21 protein-coding genes are annotated in these 19,858 nt (G+C 36.5%); 7 read left to right on the top strand and 14 right to left on the bottom strand.

The features are described from left to right. Positions 1-19: 19 nt before the first annotated feature. The 7 genes from tuaB to NiCM35_RS15425 all read right to left on the bottom strand — a co-directional run bounded on the left by tuaB (position 20) and on the right by NiCM35_RS15425 (position 7,355). Positions 20-1,462, bottom strand: coding sequence for a teichuronic acid biosynthesis protein TuaB (tuaB, locus tag NiCM35_RS15455; RefSeq protein ID WP_433780015.1), 1,443 nt, complete (start codon positions 1,460-1,462; stop codon positions 20-22). After that, a complete protein-coding gene (locus tag NiCM35_RS15450) occupies positions 1,463-2,122 on the bottom strand; it encodes a sugar transferase (RefSeq protein WP_095331147.1) in 660 nt (219 codons plus the stop codon). It abuts the gene before it with no gap. Between the two features lie 731 nt (positions 2,123-2,853). Further along, the gene (locus tag NiCM35_RS15445) at positions 2,854-3,648 is read right to left on the bottom strand and encodes an energy-coupling factor transporter transmembrane component T family protein (RefSeq protein WP_371000866.1); all 795 of its coding nucleotides are present in this window, start codon (positions 3,646-3,648) and stop codon (positions 2,854-2,856) included. Beyond that, positions 3,645-4,502, bottom strand: a complete 858-nt coding sequence (locus NiCM35_RS15440; protein WP_433780013.1) for an energy-coupling factor transporter ATPase — start codon at positions 4,500-4,502, stop codon at positions 3,645-3,647. Before NiCM35_RS15440 ends, NiCM35_RS15445 begins: the two co-directional genes overlap by 4 nt. Then, positions 4,487-5,290 (bottom strand): energy-coupling factor transporter ATPase, encoded by an 804-nt coding sequence (locus NiCM35_RS15435; protein ID WP_433780011.1) that lies wholly within the window; start codon positions 5,288-5,290, stop codon positions 4,487-4,489. The genes NiCM35_RS15440 and NiCM35_RS15435 overlap by 16 nt, the downstream gene beginning before the upstream one ends. A gap of 50 nt (positions 5,291-5,340) precedes the next feature. Continuing rightward, the gene (gene menA, locus NiCM35_RS15430; RefSeq protein WP_433780009.1) at positions 5,341-6,282 is read right to left on the bottom strand and encodes a 1,4-dihydroxy-2-naphthoate polyprenyltransferase; all 942 of its coding nucleotides are present in this window, start codon (positions 6,280-6,282) and stop codon (positions 5,341-5,343) included. Positions 6,283-6,305: 23 nt separating this feature from the next. Continuing rightward, the gene (locus NiCM35_RS15425; RefSeq protein WP_371471064.1) at positions 6,306-7,355 is read right to left on the bottom strand and encodes an FAD:protein FMN transferase; all 1,050 of its coding nucleotides are present in this window, start codon (positions 7,353-7,355) and stop codon (positions 6,306-6,308) included. A 410-nt stretch (positions 7,356-7,765) separates the two neighbouring features. On the opposite strand from NiCM35_RS15425, the gene NiCM35_RS15420 reads away from it, so the two are divergent. From NiCM35_RS15420 to NiCM35_RS15410, 3 genes are all read left to right on the top strand, one after another. After that, the gene (locus tag NiCM35_RS15420; RefSeq protein ID WP_163185719.1) at positions 7,766-9,637 is read left to right on the top strand and encodes an FAD-dependent oxidoreductase; all 1,872 of its coding nucleotides are present in this window, start codon (positions 7,766-7,768) and stop codon (positions 9,635-9,637) included. A gap of 323 nt (positions 9,638-9,960) precedes the next feature. Beyond that, positions 9,961-10,500: a Gx transporter family protein gene (locus NiCM35_RS15415; RefSeq protein WP_095331159.1), complete on the top strand. Its 540-nt coding sequence runs from the start codon at positions 9,961-9,963 to the stop codon at positions 10,498-10,500. A 15-nt stretch (positions 10,501-10,515) separates the two neighbouring features. After that, the gene (locus tag NiCM35_RS15410) at positions 10,516-11,496 is read left to right on the top strand and encodes a polyprenyl synthetase family protein (protein WP_371471067.1); all 981 of its coding nucleotides are present in this window, start codon (positions 10,516-10,518) and stop codon (positions 11,494-11,496) included. Between the two features lie 73 nt (positions 11,497-11,569). Here NiCM35_RS15410 and NiCM35_RS15405 read toward each other — a convergent pair whose 3' ends face one another. The 4 genes from NiCM35_RS15405 to NiCM35_RS15390 all read right to left on the bottom strand — a co-directional run bounded on the left by NiCM35_RS15405 (position 11,570) and on the right by NiCM35_RS15390 (position 13,166). Continuing rightward, positions 11,570-11,803 carry a hypothetical protein gene (locus NiCM35_RS15405; protein WP_303983879.1) on the bottom strand — a complete coding sequence of 78 codons (234 nt, stop codon included), beginning with the start codon at positions 11,801-11,803 and terminating at the stop codon, positions 11,570-11,572. Next, positions 11,800-11,964 carry a YvrJ family protein gene (locus NiCM35_RS15400; RefSeq protein WP_095331165.1) on the bottom strand — a complete coding sequence of 55 codons (165 nt, stop codon included), beginning with the start codon at positions 11,962-11,964 and terminating at the stop codon, positions 11,800-11,802. The genes NiCM35_RS15405 and NiCM35_RS15400 overlap by 4 nt, the downstream gene beginning before the upstream one ends. After that, positions 11,955-12,569, bottom strand: a complete 615-nt coding sequence (locus NiCM35_RS15395) for a hypothetical protein (RefSeq protein WP_371471070.1) — start codon at positions 12,567-12,569, stop codon at positions 11,955-11,957. Before NiCM35_RS15395 ends, NiCM35_RS15400 begins: the two co-directional genes overlap by 10 nt. A gap of 159 nt (positions 12,570-12,728) precedes the next feature. Continuing rightward, positions 12,729-13,166 carry a hypothetical protein gene (locus tag NiCM35_RS15390; protein ID WP_095331169.1) on the bottom strand — a complete coding sequence of 146 codons (438 nt, stop codon included), beginning with the start codon at positions 13,164-13,166 and terminating at the stop codon, positions 12,729-12,731. Between the two features lie 140 nt (positions 13,167-13,306). Between NiCM35_RS15390 and NiCM35_RS15385 the strand changes: the two genes are divergently transcribed. The 4 genes from NiCM35_RS15385 (at position 13,307) to NiCM35_RS15370 (ending at position 16,489) form a co-directional block, all read left to right on the top strand. Then, on the top strand, positions 13,307-14,194 hold the full coding sequence (locus tag NiCM35_RS15385) for a dihydrodipicolinate synthase family protein (protein WP_095331171.1): 888 nt from the start codon (positions 13,307-13,309) through the stop codon (positions 14,192-14,194). Next, positions 14,173-14,985, top strand: coding sequence for a molybdate ABC transporter substrate-binding protein (gene modA / locus NiCM35_RS15380; protein ID WP_433780004.1), 813 nt, complete (start codon positions 14,173-14,175; stop codon positions 14,983-14,985). Before NiCM35_RS15385 ends, modA begins: the two co-directional genes overlap by 22 nt. Next, positions 14,966-15,646, top strand: coding sequence for a molybdate ABC transporter permease subunit (gene modB / locus NiCM35_RS15375; RefSeq protein WP_433780002.1), 681 nt, complete (start codon positions 14,966-14,968; stop codon positions 15,644-15,646). The genes modA and modB overlap by 20 nt, the downstream gene beginning before the upstream one ends. 153 nt (positions 15,647-15,799) lie before the next feature. Beyond that, positions 15,800-16,489, top strand: a complete 690-nt coding sequence (locus NiCM35_RS15370; RefSeq protein ID WP_095331177.1) for a metal-dependent hydrolase — start codon at positions 15,800-15,802, stop codon at positions 16,487-16,489. A gap of 451 nt (positions 16,490-16,940) precedes the next feature. Here the strand turns inward: NiCM35_RS15370 and trhO are convergent, their stop codons facing one another. The 3 genes from trhO to NiCM35_RS15355 all read right to left on the bottom strand — a co-directional run bounded on the left by trhO (position 16,941) and on the right by NiCM35_RS15355 (position 19,835). Then, entirely contained in the window at positions 16,941-17,909 is a 969-nt protein-coding gene (gene trhO, locus NiCM35_RS15365; protein ID WP_433780000.1) for an oxygen-dependent tRNA uridine(34) hydroxylase TrhO, read from the bottom strand. Positions 17,910-18,235: 326 nt separating this feature from the next. Then, positions 18,236-18,475, bottom strand: coding sequence for a hypothetical protein (locus NiCM35_RS15360; protein WP_047944691.1), 240 nt, complete (start codon positions 18,473-18,475; stop codon positions 18,236-18,238). A gap of 31 nt (positions 18,476-18,506) precedes the next feature. Next, positions 18,507-19,835 (bottom strand): PTS sugar transporter subunit IIC, encoded by a 1,329-nt coding sequence (locus NiCM35_RS15355; protein ID WP_047944690.1) that lies wholly within the window; start codon positions 19,833-19,835, stop codon positions 18,507-18,509. Between the last annotated feature and the right edge of the window lie 23 nt (positions 19,836-19,858).

Below are 19,858 nucleotides of genomic sequence, written 5' to 3'. Positions count from 1 at the left end.
GCTTATTGACTTATTCCTTTTATTGATATTCTTCTCGAAATGCTACATGTTTTAATGCATGTAGCATTAGCAAATAAATAATCCCGCTTATCAACACAGACCATACAAGTGCCCAAACCAAATTATTATGAATAGAAGTCATTTGCGTTTTTAACAATAACGCAATCCCACTGCTGACCACCGCAAGAATCAATGGCAGCAGTAATGCTTTTACATAACTTTTTAGCTGAAGCCCTATCATTCTAGTTAATAGGATTCTCCCACCGATAAAATTAAGAATGCTTACACCTACATATGTCCATGCTACTATTTCCAGCTGATTACTCCGAACTGCTGCTAATAATGCTAACCCGTAACAAACTAACACTCCTAAGTCCCAATAAAAAGCAATGTCTGCTTTTCCCTTTGCTAATATAATGCTCCCATTGGGATTCATAAGGACCCTTAGAATTCCTACTATAATCATAATTTCTAAAATAGGAACAGCCGCCATCCATTGCTCTCCAAAGAAGATTGGGATTACTAAATCTGCAACAGCATAGAGCCCTAATAGCAATGGAAACGACACAATTGCTAATAATTTGGTCATATATAAATAACCACTCTCTAATGCCCGATTATTATTTTTATCTTTCGCAAACACTGGAAAAGCAACTCTCGTTATAATAGGATTTAACTTAAGAACGGGAATGGTGATAATTTGATAGACTAGGTTATAAATCCCTAATGCCTCCATGCCCATAAATCTTCCAATCAACAACATATCCATATTGCTTCCCAATCGATTTACGAGCCGTGATAAAAGCTGATACACACCAAAAGAGAAAAATTCTTTACAATCTTTAATATCTAGCACAAAGCTTGGTCTCCACTTTGGAGAGTAACAAATATAAAAAAGAATTCCTTTCAAGGAATAAAGGCAAACCTGTGACCATACATAAGCATTAATTGGATTTTGCTTTATAAATAGGAGCAGTCCAATTAAGAGACTAAAGCTAAAAACATTTGAGAACGTTTCGATCTTTCCTAATGTCTTAAACGATAAGTCTCGCTGCATTAAGTACTGTGACTGCTGTCCTATAGGAGCAATCAAAAATACAATTGATAGTAATCTGACCTTTCCCTCTAACTCTTTTGTTTGAAAATAGTCTGCAATCATCGGACTTGCTGCCTGCATAAGGAAACAAATAAATATTCCTAAAAGAACATTTATCCAAAAAAGGGTAGACAACTGCCTGTCTGTTGCATGATGTTTTTGGATGACTGCAGCACCTAAGCCTAATTCAACAAAAATTTGTGCAAAGATGGTGATTGTCGTCAGCATGCCAATCATACCGAATTCCTTTGCACTCATGATATTTCCCAGTACAATAAACTGCCCAATCTGTAAGAGAGTAATAACAATCGTCGATATACTGGTCCATTTTGCTCCACTATTGATTTTGCCTTTTATGGAGTCCAATTACCTTGCACCCTCTCCTGTGAGCACTACTTTTATCGTCTTTACTAAAATTTTCATTTCCAAAGAAAATGTTACATTATTAATATATTGAAGATCGTACTTTAGCTTTTCTCTTGGTGTGATGTCATACCCTCCATTGACCTGTGCAAGACCTGTTAATCCTGGTTTTACAAGCAGCCTATTCGAAAAACCATCAATTTCCTTGCTAAATTGTTCCGTAAAAGAAGGTCTTTCCGGTCGTGGTCCGATAATAGACATATCACCTTTTAAAACAGAAAATAATTGTGGTAACTCATCAATTCTTGTTTTTCTTATAAATGAGCCAATTTTTGTAATTCTCGGATCATTGACCTCTGCCCATTTTTCCCCGTCTTTCTCCGCATCCATTCTCATCGATCGCAATTTAATTAAGCGAAAGCATTTGCCATTCTTGCCAACCCTTTGTTGGACATAAAAGGGAGAACCTGGTGAATCTATGCGGATGAGAATAGCAAATAGAAGAATCAACGGGAGAGTTATCACAATACCTATACTTGCTATAAAGAGATCCATCATTCTTTTAAAAATTTGATAAAAGGAAACTTTTTTAGAAGATTTAAGGTTATTTGCTTGTACAATTGATATCTCTTTTAAAATATGGATACTCCTGTTAGCCTGCATGTTTTTTCACCTCAAAGTTTTATCTATCTGAGCTATCAGATTTAGTATAGGGTTCCAATGTTAATAAATCATTGAATCTATTTTAAGGAATAGTAAAGGATTGTAAATTTCCGATTGATGTTGACATAAAATGGAGCATGCTAAGCTGATTTGGATTACTCTTTTTATCAAACGAAGCGGGGAACACAGAGGTGGGAAGCGTAAGTATTCAATCAAATATAACCCCAAACAATTATACATTTACATTAAAAAATTCGTATAATTGTTCGGGGCTTTTATTTATTTTAAGAATGCAGGTATATGAAAATAACCAAAAAGGAAGAAATTAACAGAAAGGAGCTCTCTGTGCTCAAAAGGAAGAGGAGCAGAGAAAAAAGGTAACAGAAGTCATCTCATGCTACAACCAACATATAAATTTATTGAAGCTCCCATAGGAGTCTGGAAATGCAGTTTAACTATGTACAATTTGGATATTTCCCCAAAACCAACTTTATATGGAGAGGCGGGCATGATAGCCTAGTGAAGAGGAGCAGCTATTGATAACGTTGGCTTCCCGGCTCATTAATGCCCGCAGATTCTCCATATAAAGTTATGACGTTCCTTGAATAAAATCAATTTTTGTACATTAGGCGCATAGAGTGTCTGTAGCACAATGGAACGAATTGGTTTCACCACTAAATTAGAGATTATTCGTCTATATTTTGTTCCAGCCACTTTCTTTTCCTGATTTATTATCTGCTTAATAAAACCGTAATTACTCCAATGAAACATACACTACATAAACACCATGTATCTTGTTTCTTCCAATATACTCTCCGAAATGCCGAGCGTTTTATTCCCGCACGGTATCCTTTAACATCCATCATATTAGCCATGTCCTCGGCTCTATTCAGAGAACTCACAAATAAAGGAAGAAAAATTGGGACTAATGTTTTCATCTGCTGAAATAACGAGCCTTGGCCAAACTCCGTCCCTCTTGCCTTTTGAGCATCCATCACTTTTTGTGTTTCATCTAATAAATTGGGAATGAATCGCAAAGAAATAGATAACATAATGCTAATATCATCTACAGGTACCTTAATAAAACGCAATGGAGATAGCAGTTTATTTATTCCATCTGTCAAATCGATTGGTTTTGTAGTTAATGTTAAGACAGTAGATAAAAATACAATAAGAACAAAACGACTAAAGATAAAGATTCCATTTATTAATCCATACTCTGAAATAGTAATTGGCCCCCATGCTATATATACATTACTGCCAGAAGTAAATAGTACCTGCAATATTACGGTAAATAGAATGAGCCATATCATTGGTTTGACTCCTCGTACATAGGTGCGAAAAGGGACTTGTGATAAGTGCATAATGAAAAGGGTAATCATCCATAAAAATAAGTAGGCCATCCAATTATCTGCTATAAATAGCATAGCTATAAGTAAAAGGACAGAAATCATTTTTGCCCGAGCATCCAACTGATGGAGCCAGGATTCTCCCGGAAAGTATCTTCCTAATATTAATTTATTCATACTAATCCCACCGAAACTAAAGCATCTGCTAATTCATCCAGCGTTAAGCAAACCCTTGGTAATTTTATTCCTGTTTCTTGTTCAATTTTCATTTGATAATACCGAGCCTGTGGCATTTCCAGCCCCCAACTTTCCAATAAAGCTGGATCTGAAAAAATCATTTTTGTTTTGTCCGATTTGATAATTTTTCCTTGATCCATTAAAATAACTTGGTCTGCGAATAAAGCCACATCCTCCATATCGTGTGTAACGAGAATAGTTGTTAAAGATGCTTGTTTATGCCAAGTAGCTAGAAGAGACATTATTTCCTTTTTCCCCTGCGGATCCAACCCCGCCCCAGGTTCATCTAAGACAAGTACAGATGGCTCCATTGCTAATATTCCTGCAATCGCCACTCGCCTTTTTTGTCCTCCCGATAAAGCAAAGGGGGATTTTGATAAAATAGACGGCTCTAAGCCCACTAGCTCAATTACCTGTGCAGCCTTTTCTTGCGCTTCTTCCAACGATACGCCAAAGTTAAGCGGACCAAAACAAATGTCCTTTTCCACTGTTTCCGCAAATAATTGGGACTCTGGAAATTGGAACACCATCCCCACTTGCTTTCGAATCTTACGGATATTCTCTTTTTGGATAGGTGTTTCTATCATTGTCTCTCCTATACGAACACTTCCTTTTGTTGGAAGAAGTAAGCCGTTCAATATCTTTAATAGACTTGATTTTCCTGCACCAGTTCTTCCGATGAGTGCTGTAAAAGTACCTGATTCAATAGTAAGATTGATGGAGTTTAATACATTGGGTTTACGGATCGGTCCAATTTGATAATTAGCAGATACATCTTTTAATTCGATTTGCATATCCATCGCACCATTTCTTCTTCTGTCATATATTTATCTGGAACCTTACTCCCTCTATTTTTCAAAGATTCTCTGAGTTTCTCTGAAAATGGTTTTTCTAAGGTAAAATCTGTATAAAACAACTGAGAGGGACTTTCAATTTTTGTTATTCTCCCTTGTTCCATGACCATTACTCTATCAGCCTGTGCAGCTTCTTCCATGTCATGCGTAATGGATAGGATTGTCATTCCCTTATTTGTTAATTTGCGTATAATTGCCATTAATTCCTTGCGACTTCTTGGATCTAACATAACAAAGGCCTCATCCAATATAAGTACCTTGGGCTCTAATGCCAGCATTCCTGCAATTGCAACCCTTTGTTTTTGACCACCTGATAATTGAGAAGGATCCACCATGCGAAAGTCGAGCATATCTACATCTGTTAGTGCTTGATCCACTTTTTCATGCATTTCTTCATAAGACATATTTATATTTTCCAGCCCGAAAGCCACATCATCTTCTACGGTTGTTCCAATGAATTGATTTTCTGGATTTTGAAAAACAATGCCAATCCCCTGAGCACCTTGCCCTTTCTTTTGACTAACTCCATTTATCTTAATTTTCCCTTCATCGGGTTGAAGCAAGCCAACAAGTAAATGAGCTAAGGTGGATTTCCCACTTCCATTATGACCAATTAGCGCTGTCCATTCTCCCTCTCTTAATCGAAAGGAGACATTTTCCACATGACTCTTATCACGCTTTTTATCATACCGAAAGCTTAATTCCTGCACTTCCAAAACGGTTTGCAAAACCAATCCCCCCTCCATAGAAAAGCTTAGAACGCTAGCAATATACTTATTTAATTAATAATAAATGACATAGCTAAAGATAATACTAGACATCCATTCACGATAATTAAATTTTTCACTGCTAAACTAAATGTTTTAGATTTAACTTGGATTTGGTTAAAAATCCGAATATGCTTGTAAACTGGTAAAATAGCAATTAAGCTAATTAACGCGATAACTGGTAGTAAGTGAAAAAATACAGAGATTAGTATAGCCATAAAGGATCCCGCATAAAGGCCATTATATAGCCATAAGGAGTATTTCTTTCCTAAATAAAACGGTAAAGTGAAACGATGATTTTTTATATCGTCTTCTACATCACAAATATTGTTTGCCAGCATAAGATTCGCGATCGTAAACATACATGGTAAAGATACAATGATAATTTCGATTATTTTTATTATGTTTACTTGCAGCAAAATCATGTCCTGTTCCCAGACTAAGGACGCAATCCCATAATCAAACGCATTGACATAGACCGTAAGGAAAACGATCCCAAATCCCATTGTTACACCAGAAAAAACTTCTCCTAAAGGCATTCTTGATAAAGGAATTGGTCCAAAGGTATAGAGGATGCCAATGCAAAAGCAGATAAATCCAATCAAAAGCACCAATAATCCTGTTTCAACAGTAAGCCAAATACCTAGCCCCGTTGCTGTTAAAAAAAGGGTGAATATGGTTGCGATAACGGTGCTTTCCTTTATCCCCTCTTGTCCTATTACGTTTTTTTCCTTCTTATATTCGTCACTATTTGCCTTTCGATAATCCATATAATTATTAATCGCCGTTGTTGTTAAATCAAAGATCAACATAGAGGCAAAAAATATTAGTGTATTTTTCCAATGAAGTGCCTCATACCGATATAATACGAATAATATGCCAATAAAAAATGGGAAGATACTAGCTATTTTTGTTTGTATTTCTACTAACTTTAAAAATGAACGAATCGACATTCCAAATGACCTCCCTCTTCTCTTTATTCATTTGCTAATTTAAATTTCTCATTTGTTAAAGTAAATTTACCTTTTAGACCGGAAGTTAAATAAACCTTTTTATCCTTGGTTACAAAAATAGCCTCTATTCCCTCCATTTTTTCTACCGCTTTTAACCCTTCTTCTATCCCTTTTATAAATATGGTTGTTGAATACCCGTCTCCATCAAATGATTTATCAGAAACAATCGTAATACCCGCAACTTCATTATTGACAGAATAGCCATTTTTAGGGCTGAGAATATGATGGTATTTTACTCCATCCACCTCTAAATACCGCTCATATATCCCAGAAGTAACGATCGAAGTATTCGTTTCCTCCATTTTCCCCACCATTTCACCTCTATCGGAAAATGGATCTTGAACTCCTACTTCCCACGGCTTTCCAGAAGGATTTGTTCCTTTTACATAAATGTTTCCTCCTAAATCAACAATCGCAGATTCTACCTTATTATCATTTAATACTTTTATAACTTCGTCTGTAATAAACCCTTTGGCAATTCCCCCTAAATCCAGCATCATTCCTTGTTCCGGCAAAAATACCGTTTGCTTGTCTTCATTTAATTCTATCTTTGTATAGTTGATCAATGGTAGAACAGCATTAATTTCTGATTGTGTTGGCTTTTTCTCGTCCGGGAATCCAATATGCCATAAATTAGTTAATGGTCCAATCGTTATATCAAAGTCCCCTCCTGAGTACCCACTATATTCTTTACCAGCTTTCACTAAACGGTAAATATCTTCTGGGACCTGAACTGGATTCCGACCAGCATTTTCATTTATTTCATCAACAATCGACCCATCTTCATTTACTGTGATTTGGCTTGCCAATAACTCTATTCGATCAAATGCTTTATCCAATACAGCTTCCTTGTCTTTATCATAGATTTTAATCGTGACAACTGTCCCCATTAAAAATTCCGTTCTTTTATACGGATTACTATTTACCATTTCGTCCGATTCCTTTTGTTTTCCACATCCTATTAATAAAAGGAGGGAAAGAAAAAGAATCATAGCGAATTTGAATTTATTCATTAAAATCATCCCTTCTATGAATATCACATTTCAATTGTTTTATCATGTCTTTAAATACAAACAAGTGTTTAAATTCTTGACCATGTGAATTTATTCACATTTATAACACCGTCATTTTATCATTGCTTTCTGCCACTGTCTATCGACTTTTTGGTGGACAAAACCCTATAAAATAGCTGATTTACGCAATAATCATTGTCTTAATAGTGTTTATCAGCAGCTCCTTTAAATATGGAGAATTTATGACAAAAATCCGCTATTTATAAATGTTTCTAAAATGTGAACAATCAAAATTTTAAATTGTAGACATTCTATGAAGTCCATAGACAGATAAAAACCACATTGTTATATTAAAATTGTTCAAAACTTCACAAATAAGCATTTAACAATTAAGGGAGTGAATAGGAAGAATGGACAAGAAAAATATTGTCATAATCGGAGCAGGTTATGCGGGGGTTCATGCCGCAAAAAAGCTTGCTAAAAAGTATAAAAAAGATGATTCGGTTTCCATTACACTTATAGATAGACATTCCTATCATACAATGATGACTGAATTACATGAGGTTGCTGCGCATAGAGTAGAACCAGATGCTATTCAATTTGATTTACGTCGTTTATTTAATCGTACAAAGGTTAATTTGGTTACAGACAATGTGAAACATGTTGATTATCAAAGTAAAGTAGTTACAACTGAACACGGCCAATTTGCCTTCGATTATCTCATCCTAGGAATGGGTGGCGAACCAAATGACTTTGGTACGCCCGGAGTACAAGAAAATGGCTTTACCCTTTGGTCTTGGGAAGATGCTGTTAAACTAAGAGAACATATTGAAAAAATTGTTCGTAAAGCTGCTCATGTTCATGATGAAGCAACAAGAAAGGCAATGCTTACCTTTACTGTATGTGGTTCAGGCTTCACAGGAATCGAAATGGTTGGGGAACTGATTGAATGGAAAGAAAGATTAGCAAAAGACAATAAGCTAGATGCAGAGGATATTACTTTATATGTGGTTGAAGCTGCTCCTACTATATTAAATATGCTAGAACGCAGAGATGCCGATAAAGCAGAAAGCTATATGGTAAAAAAGGGAGTTAAAATCTTAAAAAGCTCCCCAATCGTCGAAGTAAAAGAAGACGCTATCGTATTAAAATCAGGCGAAGAGCTTCCAACTTACACTCTTATTTGGACAGCAGGAGTTCGCGCTAATTCGGATACAAAAGATTACGGCATGTCAGCTGGAAGAGCAGGCCGCTTAAAAGTTAATGCTCATATGGAATCTGAAGACTATAAAGATGTCTATGTAGTCGGTGACTTAGCCTATTTTGAAGAAGAGCCTGGAAAACCAACTCCACAAATTGTAGAAGCGGCCGAACAAACTGCTATGACTGCAGCAAAGAATATTATTGCAGAAATCAGCGGCGGTGAAAAAGAAAAATATGAAGGTAAATACCATGGGGTTATGGTTTCTATCGGAGCAAGATACGGTGTTGCAAATTTAAGCGGCATGCATTTAAGCGGCTGGTTTGCAAATTTCATGAAGCATATGGTTAATCTATATTATTTCTTTGGTATTAGAAGCGGCTATTATATGTACCAATATGTGATGCATGAATTTTTCCACACAAAAGATAAACGTAATATTTTCCGTGATTTCTTAACCCGCTACGGCAATGTTCTTTGGAGCTTACCTTTACGCGTATTTGTCGCAGGCTTCTGGATTGTAGAAGCATGTGCGAAGCTTTGGGGAGAATCGACATGGAAAGATTCTATTTCCAGCTGGTCAAAGGTTCCAAACTTATTTAATGGTCTTGGAGACGATTCATGGTTAACTGCTACAAGTGTCAAAATGCCTTTTGAGTGGCTGCAAACTGCTACAAGTGGGGCAAGTGAAGCTGCTACTTCTACTGACTTTGCAACCCCGATATTAAATAAAATGCCATTCTGGTTTGAGTGGATTATGAAAATTATGCTTCCAACTCCAGAAGTCGCACTATTTATGCAAAAAATGATGATATTTATTGAGTTAGCAATTGGATTAGCCATTCTTGCCGGTTTATTCACATGGTTAGCAAATGCTGCAAGTGCTGGATTCCTAGTAATGTTTACACTTACTGCAATGCTTGGCTGGGATAAAGTTTGGGCATTGCCAGCTTCTATTGCTTTAATGAATGGGTCTGGTCGTACATTTGGATTAGATTATTGGGTTGTTCCTTTCCTTCAAAGAAAATTGGGCGACTGGTGGTATGGTAAAGAACGAGCGATCTATAAAGACTATAAATAATAAAAGATTTGCTAGAAACATAGGGAATTAAAGCCCCCTGTTTCTAGCAGCTTTTGAATCAGTAAAGGAGAAAAAAGAAGCTAGTGGATTTATATTCTTTGATCTTTTCTTAAACCTTAAACTTTTAAATCAATAGATTGTCTTCCACTTTAGGATGCTTGTTCCAATCAATCTATTTAACAATAAGATTAGTCATAGAATAAAGAATCTACCATACTTCATTCTTTTTTGCCCTATACTGATTAATAGGAATCAGTATTTATTTAACCTACAACCAACTTACTTATGGTAATAATTAAATCGCAAGAATGGAAGTTGAGAAGATGACAAAAAATCAACGCCTTGTATATATAGCACTGCTTGCTTCCCAAGCGGTAATTATCAGCTTATTAGAACGGGCTATCCCATTTCCCTTTGCATTTGCTCCAGGAGCGAAGCTTGGATTAGCAAATATTATCACCTGCTTAGCCTTATATACACTTCCCACAAAAGATGCCTTTAAAGTGGTCGCAATTCGGCTCTGTCTCGCCACCTTATTAGGAGGGACACTTTCTACTTTTATGTATAGTGCCAGTGGAGCCCTTTTAAGCTTTATCGGCATGTGGGGTGTAAAGCAACTTGGAACAAAACGAATTAGCTTAATTGGTGTTAGTACAACTGGAGCCATTTTTCATAATATTGGTCAATTAGCCATTGCAAGCTTTGTTGCGCAAACATGGACTGTATTCTTATATTTACCTATTCTATCTTTTATCGGTATCCTATCAGGAATAGCAATAGGAATACTCGCCAACTATTTAATCACACATGTAGAAAAACTACAGTTTTATAGAGATTTATCGGAAATAAACGAATCTAGATAGGAAAGAGGTTAAACTATGCGTGTACATCAAATGTGGGATACGTATCCAGAATTAAAAAATGACTTGTCAAAAGTACTTCAATTAATTGAAAGCAATATTCGTGTTCGTGATAAAGTAGTTGAAAAAACGATTAAGGATTTAATTTATTCCGGTGGCAAGCTACTTAGACCTGCCTATTCCCTACTTTGTTCACAAATAGGTCCGTCTAAAGATAAAAATCGTGCAATAGCAGTGGCAGCAGCGTTGGAAACCTTGCATATGGCGACGCTGATTCATGACGATGTTATTGATGAATCGCCAACACGACATAACATTCCAACCATTCATACTCATAATGGAAATAAGTTTGCCATCTATGCGGGTGATTATTTATTCTGTGTTTGTTTTACCATTTTATCTAAGTACGCAACATCTCTTTCCCATTTAGAATTTAATGCCCGAAGCATGGAAAAAATCTTAAGTGGGGAATTAGATCAATTAAACGCTCGATACCAATCTACTGTTACGGTGAAAAAATATTTAGCAAGAGTATCCGGAAAAACAGCCCAGCTTTTTGCCGTAAGCTGCTATTCTGGTGCGGTTGAAAGTGAAGCAAGCAGACCACTCGCCATGAATGCTTGGAATATGGGGCATTATATTGGGATGGCTTTTCAAATAATGGACGATATTCTCGATTATAAAGGAAATTCCCAAACATTAGGAAAGCCTGTGATGGCAGATATTAAACAAGGTCACTATAATTTACCACTTATCTATGCAATCCAAGCAAATCCGCATGAGCTGATTCCTATATTAGATAAAAAAGAAGCCTTGACTGACGAAGATCTGGCACAGCTTTCTAAACTTATCGCTAAATATAAAGGAGTAGAAAAAGCAGAGCTCCTTGCTAAAAAATATACAGAGAAAGCAATTAAACAACTAAATAAATTACCTGATGGGGATTACAAAAACCGTCTTTTTGAAATTACGCTTAGCTTATTAAATAGGAATGTGTAATGCGTATGGTAAAAATCCGGTCCAACTCTGCATGCTGCTTGTCACTTGTTGGACTCGGATTTTTTAATAGCTGTCATTCTCTATTATGCTTATCTTTAAATTCCCAAAAGCCTGGAATACTGTCTAGGTCATATTGATAGGTAGATTGTATAAGCATTAATTTCAGCTCTTGTGAAAGATCTGTCCTATCATTTGGGCTTGTTCTTTTTGTTAATTTATTTACCTTTGGTTCGAACAACTTTATTAGCTCATGGAGCATTTCCGGATCTGCCTTTGCCCTTTTTACCATCGTATACATATCGGTCATTTTTCCTTTTCCTTTCGCTCGTTTTCCTGAGTTTCCTTCCATTCCTTCAGTAGCTGATCCATTTTTTTATCTAATCTTAGCAGAACAAATAAAGATAAAGTTAGCGGAAAACCAAAATTGCTAATCATTGTCATCCATTGCGTCATATCTACTAATTCCATCTACCTTCCTCCTTATTATTGATAAATGAAAGAATACGTTTTAAAGCCACTTTTCTTGTTTTTGAAACATATTGTTGAGACGTTCGAATTCTCCGGGCAATTTCTGTATCCGTAAATTTATAAAGATAGGCATAGGTAAGGATCTTACGTTGGGAAGAAGTCAAGCTCAGAACGGCTGAATAGATTGTTTTATTTGAAATATATTCCTCCATCTCAGACCATAGTGCCTCCTTCTCGACTATTGCTTCTATTTCAGCCTCTTTATCATTTAGATTAATATCCTTTTCTCCTCCCTCTTCCTTCTCGGTCAGTATTAATGGAAATCGTTTTTGATACATGGATAAGTTTTTATTAAAATTTATGGTACTGTACTCCATCGAAGAAGTGATATACGAAGTAAACCGAATGGTAAAGAAATGCTTTTTAAAAGATTCATCCACCTTTTCTTTATTTTCCTTTGTCGGACATTCTAGCGCTTTTTTTAACAGGTGAACATTGTCCTTTTTCTGCAAAAAACTCTTTACAATTGGATTGCTTAATAATGATTTATTTTCCTCTAAAAATGCGGTAAAAGCTTCTGATTGAGAAGAACGGCATTCTTTCATCCTTTCGACCTCCCAAAAAGGAACATATGTTCTGTTTTTGTTGTAAAAAAAGGGACTAATCTTCATTAGCCTCTTTTGCCTATATGTTATCTTTACCTCCTTCTATATATATAAAGAAAGATTTTATGTAAAAATAACAACCACTTGTCCCATTTTCATTTAATCGATTACAAATAACTTTACATCAAAGATAACATTGTCTTGATTTTCTTCCAATACGACAATAGTCCAGTTTTTGGCTAATATCTTTGTAAATTGCTGAAAGGATTCCTTCGGCAATGTAATAGTTCCAATTGATTCGCCGCAGTCCTCATAGTCTCTTCCCTCTACTAATTGATATTTCAATAGTATAAGCCTTTTTAACGTTCCCTTAGTCAAAAAGGTTATTTCATAATCATCTTGCATAATCGCTTTGACGCTAGCTTTATTGTCTTTATAATAGGAGAAAAGCGTCTGCCAATCTGGCAAGCCATTTCCACAGTTCTGAAAGAACGCAAAATCTTCTGTTTCGAGAGCTTTGCTAACCGCCTCTTCCTTAAATCCCTTTGCTTTCACTTGCTCCAGCATAATTGCAAAATTAAGTGCCACTCTCATCATAAAACTTCTACTCCCTTCCCCACTTCATATTGATTTCATCCCAAGAAAAAGATAAATTGATAGAAAGACTTCATTAGACAGCTTTCTGTACCATTATCTGAATAGTTTAAGTATAATCTATTTTGAAAGGAGTTAGGAAAATGATTACACAAAATCCATTTGTTTCATATAGTGTTGCAATGGTAACCCCCTTTGATCAAAGGGAAAAGCTTTCGCAAACCGGCATCTATTCATTAATAGATTACTATAAACAGAATCATGTCCCGGCACTGCTTATTAGTGGATCAACAGGGGAACAGCATTCCATGACAATCGAAGAAAGACAGATTCTCTATCGGGAGGTAAAGTCCGCAGGGAAAGATGCTTTTCTTCTCATTGGTGGAGTTGCTGCTGTAAGAACGACAGATACCATTCGACTGGCGGAAGCTGCTCAAAAAGAAGGATTAGATGGAATAATGCTTGGCTTTCCTCCTTATTTACGTATTAATCAAAAAGAAGCTGCAGCATATGTTGAACAAGTTTGCGCAGTTACCAATTTACCCATCTTGCTTTACAATAATCCTTCCCGTACTGGATTTAACCTGGAATTAAATACTCTCTATCGTTTAGTAGAGAAACATCCCCAAATAAAAGGGTTAAAGGAAGCTGGAAATCCCGACAATGCTCTTATCCTCCAAAAAGAGCTTGGTTCATCCTTCTCGGTCTTAACCGGTACAGATTTATACCTTTTAGACCATTTGCGCAACGGATATGATGGAATTACTAGTATAATAGGAAATATTTTCCCGCAGGAAATACAACAAATTGTTCAATTGATAAAATCACAAAAATGGGAATTGGCGAAAAAACAGTTCTCCAAATTGCTACCAACGATACATACTATTCTAGAAATAGGTGCACTGCGTGCTATTAAATATCTATTATCTGAAAGCAACATAGAAGCAGGTATTTGTAGAAAGCCATTATCCACTTTGAATAAACAAGAACAGAAAACCCTAATGGAGGTTTGGCAAAAAGGAGAGGCATGATGAAAAAACACTTCCAACCTATTATGCTCTTGATTACGATATTGATTTTAGCTTCTTGCAGCAACAATCAAGGGCAATCAGCAGCATCTAAACAAGAACCTATTTCCATAACCATCTCTGCTGCTGCCAGCATGCAAGATGCGTTAGAGTCAATCAAGGAGAAATTCGAAAAGGAGGATCCAGATATTACCCTAACTTTTAATTTTGGTTCATCTGGAGCATTGCAGCAGCAAATTTCCCAGGGAGCTCCAGTCGATTTATTTCTTTCTGCAGCAGAGGATAAGCTGGCCCTTTTAATAAAGGGTGGCTTCATTAGTGAATCCGATCATACGAACTTAGTTAAGAATAATTTAGTATTAATCACCAATAAACAGTCTGACACTACTATCAATAACTTTGCAGATTTAGAAACATTGGATAAAGAAAAAATCGCTATCGGTATACCCAAATCCGTTCCAGCAGGAAATTATGCAAAAGAAACACTGCAATCCCTGCATATATGGGAAAAGGTCCAAGAAAATATCGTTCCTGCAAAGGATGTGCGCCAAGTTCTATCTTATGTAGAAACAAATAATGTAGCAGCAGGCATTGTTTATGGAACCGACGCAAAGACTTCTGATGCTGTTCAGGTAGCAGCAATTGCGGATGAAGCAAGTCATTCTCCCATTGTTTACCCTCTTGGCATCATCAAAGACAGTAAGCATTATCAGGCAGCTAAAGTTTTTTATGACTATTTGCAAACACCCATTAGTTTAGAGGTTTTTAAAGAAAATGGATTTATTGTTAACTAAAGAGGATTGGAGTAACTTTTGGCCTCCCATTTCTCTTTCCTTGCAAGTATCACTCATCGCCACTGTCTGCGTCATTGTTTCGGGAATAATTCTTGCCGCTTTATTAGCGAGAAAAAAATTTAAAGGAAAGGTATTGCTAGAAACCTGTTTGTTACTGCCAATCGTTCTTCCCCCAACAGTTACTGGCTTTTTATTGCTCGTTGTCTTTGGGCGCAATAGTATCATTGGAAAAGGAATCGAATGGCTTTTTCAACAACCAATTATTTTTACATGGTGGGCTGCGGTAATTGCAGCATTTATTGTGTCTTTTCCTTTAATGTATCAATCGGCAAAGGCTGGGTTTATTCAGATTGATCGCTCGATTGAAGAGGCAGCACGTGTCGATGGGGCAAACGAGTGGAAAATTTTAACATCTATTTCTATTCCACTAGCCTCCCACTCGCTTATATCTGGAAGCATCCTTAGCTTTGCCAGAGGATTAGGAGAATTTGGTGCAACTTTGATGTTTGCCGGTAATATCCCAGGAAAAACACAGACACTACCTACCGCTATTTATGTCGCCATCGAAACTGGCAATATGAGAATGGCTTGGATTTGGGTAATAACCATCACCATTATTTCTTTTATTATGCTAGCTTTATGTCAGCCGAAACAACAATAGCCTTTCTCGTCTTTGCGCATTCCCTTACAGGTTAGTGTCAATACTGATTTCAGAGAAATAGACAAGCATATCATTTGGTATTTTTCCTTTCTCTGCTTTAATCTAAAATGGACAATAATCCACCTATGTGGAATTTTAAGGAGATGATTTTGCATGAAAATTACTTATCATGGTCAATCCACTATTGAAATTAGTACAGAAGGAAAGTCTTTAATTATTGACCCGTTTATTAGTGGCAACCCTTCTGCTGTTACAAAAGTAGAAGAAGTGAAAGTGGATGCTGTTTTACTGACACATGCACATATGGATCATATTCTCGATGCGGCACCAATCGCCAAAGCAAATAATGCTTCAGTTGTTGCTAACCCTGAATTAGCTGCTTATATGTCCTGGCAAGGTGTAGAAACAATTGGTATGAATATCGGCGGAACAGTCGATCTAGGCTTTGCTAAAGCAAAAATGACGCATGCATTCCACAGTTCCGGGATTATTGATGAGGAAAATAAAAATATCTTATATGGCGGAATGCCAGGTGGATATATTATTGAGGCAGAAGGGAAAACCATCCATCATGCCGGAGACACTGGACTTTTCAGTGATATGAAGATGATTGGAGATCGACACCCATTAGATGTTGTCTTTCTACCAATTGGAGACCATTTTACAATGGGACCCGAGGATGCGCTGCAAGCGGCTGAATGGTATCAAGCAAAACTAATTATTCCCATCCACTACAATACATTCCCTGTAATTGAGCAAGACGCTAAAGCATTTGTAACTAAGCTTGAAGAACTTGGTTTGAAAGGGAAAGTATTAGAACTAGGTGAAACATTCGAATTGTAAGAAAAGGATTGTGCTAGAGTACACATCAAATTAGCAATTTTGAAACGTTGCAGACAAACTTGGTTTGTCTGCAATGAATATGAAGTGGGGAAATGAGGTTAATATCGCATAAATACGTGGGATATTAGCCTCTTTTCATTTTTATTAGCAGAAGACTATTGCTTTATCAATCAAGTTTTCCTTTTATCAGCCAAACTGGAGTAGATATCAGCCAAAATTTGATTTTTTCAGCCAAACTGGTGCACTTATCAGCCAATCTTTGATTTTTTCAGCCAAACTGGTGCACTTATCAGCCAAACTCCGGTTTTTTCAGCCAAACTGGTGCACTTATCAGCCAAACTCCGGTTTTTTCAGCCAAACTGGTGCACTTATCAGCCAAAACCCCATTTTATCAGCCAAACCTCTGTCAAACTAAAAAAGGCCGCCCGCAAACGGACAGCCTTTCCTATTATTACATTACTTTGCTTTCTTCTTCCCATTGAGCAATTTCTTTTACTCTTACTTCCACTTGCTCTTGTGTTAGTCCATGTTGCTTTACATAGAAGTTTCTTGGATGGGTGCGGCACTCATGGCTGCAGCTTCTCATATATTTCTCTTCATTTTCTTCACTGCAAAGCATTTTACGGTTACACTCTGGGTTTGCACAGTTTACATATCTTTCACATGGCTCCCCAGTAAAGAAGTCACGTCCTACAATCACATGTTCTTTTTGATTGACTGGCACACTAATTCTTTGGTCGAATACGTAGCATTGACCATCCCAAAGCTCTCCTTGTACTTCTGGGTCTTTTCCGTAAGTCACAATTCCACCATCTAATTGGCTTACATCTTCAAAGCCCTCTTTCATTAGCCAGCCAGAGAATTTCTCACATCTTACTCCACCAGTACAGTAAGTAAGAATCTTTTTACCTTCTAGTTTATCTTTATTTTCTTTTATCCATTGTGGCAGTTCTCTAAATGTTTCAATTTCTGGCTTAATCGCACCTCGGAAATGACCAAGATCATATTCATAATCATTACGAGCATCAATAACAATTGTTTCAGGATCTTGCATTTTCTCATAAAATTCTGCTGGCTTTAAGTGTTTACCAGTTAATTTAAGTGGATCTACATCGTCCTCTAAGCTTAAGTTAACTAATTCTTTTTTATGACGAACATGCATTTTCTTAAAAGCATGTCCATCTGCTTCATCAATTTTGAAAATAGTATCGCTGAAACGCGGATCCTGTCTCATTGCTTCGATATACTTGTCTGTTTGCTCTACCGTACCAGAAACTGTTCCATTAATCCCCTCGTGGGAAATTAGAATTCGACCTAATAATCCTAGTTCTTTACAAAAAGCTAAATGCTCTTTGGTTAATTCCTCCGGATTTTCAATCGGTACATATTTATAATAAAGTAATACTCGATATTCACTCATTGTTCAACACCCTATTCCTTCTAAAAATTATCTATTAATAACTATACACCAATTGTGTCAATAGTAAAAATCCATTGCTTATTTGTAAAATCGCAAACAAACAGAAAGAGACTTCACTCATCGAAATCTCCCCCTGCTTAAAAATAAAGTTAAAATAATTATAAGGTAATACGAGCTAAAAAGAAAGATGCAGATTTTACCTAGTATTAAAATTCCATTCTTTCGTAGCCTTTACATACTATCATAAAAAATACTATTAACTAACTCGAAAGTATAGCAAGGGATACTCCTTAAAGGAGTACCCCTTGTTTGACATTTTCTATTGATTATCCTTCTGTTATGGTCGTATGAAAATGGAGCGCACAACCATATTTAGACTGCTGAAATATTTTCTCTACATGGCGTATGGCAAGCTCCGCTGATAAAGATGTAACAACTACTAGCTCCGCTTTAATCTTGTTAATAACCTTTATGCTAGTTGTGATGTAATCATCCTGGTAATTTTCAAAAACATCCCGGACATAATTTATTTGTCCACAGAAAAATTGAATAGTATATTGATTCATTTTTCTATCACTTTAAGCAGAAGCAGCCGAATCACTTTTTCTCCCCTCCATAACTTACGGCGTTTGCTTTATTTGCTGCCATAACGAATGGTATATACACCAGTGTAGAAACAGCCAAGCAAACAAAACCAAGCAATAGCGCAATATAATTTCCACCTGTTCCAAGGAAAGCAATCAGCGGTCCTGGTGTAGTCCATGGAACGGAATACGCAATTGGCGGAATCAATCCTGATACAATCGCAACATATCCAATAATAATATTTATGGCTGGAACAAGAATAAATGGCACAATTAAAATTGGATTTAATACAACTGGTAAACCAAAAATAATTGGCTCATTTATATTAAATATCCCTGGTGCAAGCGAAAGTTTTCCGATATCTCTGTAATCCTGCCTTTTTGCTACAATAAAGATAGCAATAAGCAATCCCAGCGTCATCCCAGAACCACCATAGTTTGCAAAAGCATCATTAATTGCCCAAGTTACAGGATATGGCGCTCCCCAAGCTGTACCGTGCTCTGCGACGAAGTTAAGATTTTCTAAGCCTGCTTCTGCAAACATTGCTTCCCGTATAGCAGCAATGGTATTCGGGCCATGGATTCCAAAAACCCATAATAGGTTGGAAACTATCGCTAAAATAACTAAAGATACAATATTGGTGCCTAAACTCTTCAATGGAGTTTGAATCACTGCGTAAATAAATCCATGTAAGCCTTCTGGATAAACCGCATTTATTAAAGCGTTTGCAATAGCGAACACCACAGTAATAATTATAATAGGAAATAATACTTTAAAAGAACGAGAAACAGCCGGAGGTACAGAATCAGGCATGTTTATTTGCAATTTTTTGGACCTAGATAATCTACTAAAAAGCTCACCAACTAATAATCCCACAATTAAAGCAACAAATAGTCCTTGTGCTCCAACCCATTGAGTTGTTAAAAAGTTGGTTCCTTCTACATTGGTATATGGTGGATAAATAATGAAAAATACAGAAAGACCTGTCAGCCCACTTAATAATTCATCTGCTTTGAGTGAAATAGCCATATTTCTAGCAACAAGGAAGACGATAAACATAGATAAAATATTAACAGAGCCATTTAGCACAGGAGAAAAAACCGCTTGTAAATCAGCTAAATTGGGAAATAATTTATGCAAGAATAAGATCTTGGCGATGAATCCGTCTGGTGCTAAGACAGCAAAATTGAGCAATACAATTAATGAACCTGCAAGCGTAATAGGAAAAGATAGAATAAATGCATCGCGGATAGCAACGATATGCCTTTGTGAATTTAATTTTGCTGCAACTGGCACTAACGTTTTCTCCGCAAACTTTTCAAAGGCCGCCATAAAACCCATTATAATTCCCCCTAAATAAATAT

The organism is Niallia sp. M35, assembly GCF_050971705.1.
In the GTDB taxonomy this organism is placed as follows: domain Bacteria; phylum Bacillota; class Bacilli; order Bacillales; family Cytobacillaceae; genus Niallia; species Niallia circulans_A.
Note: the sequence above shows the minus strand (reverse complement) of the source record. Positions and strands in the feature narration are given on the sequence as shown.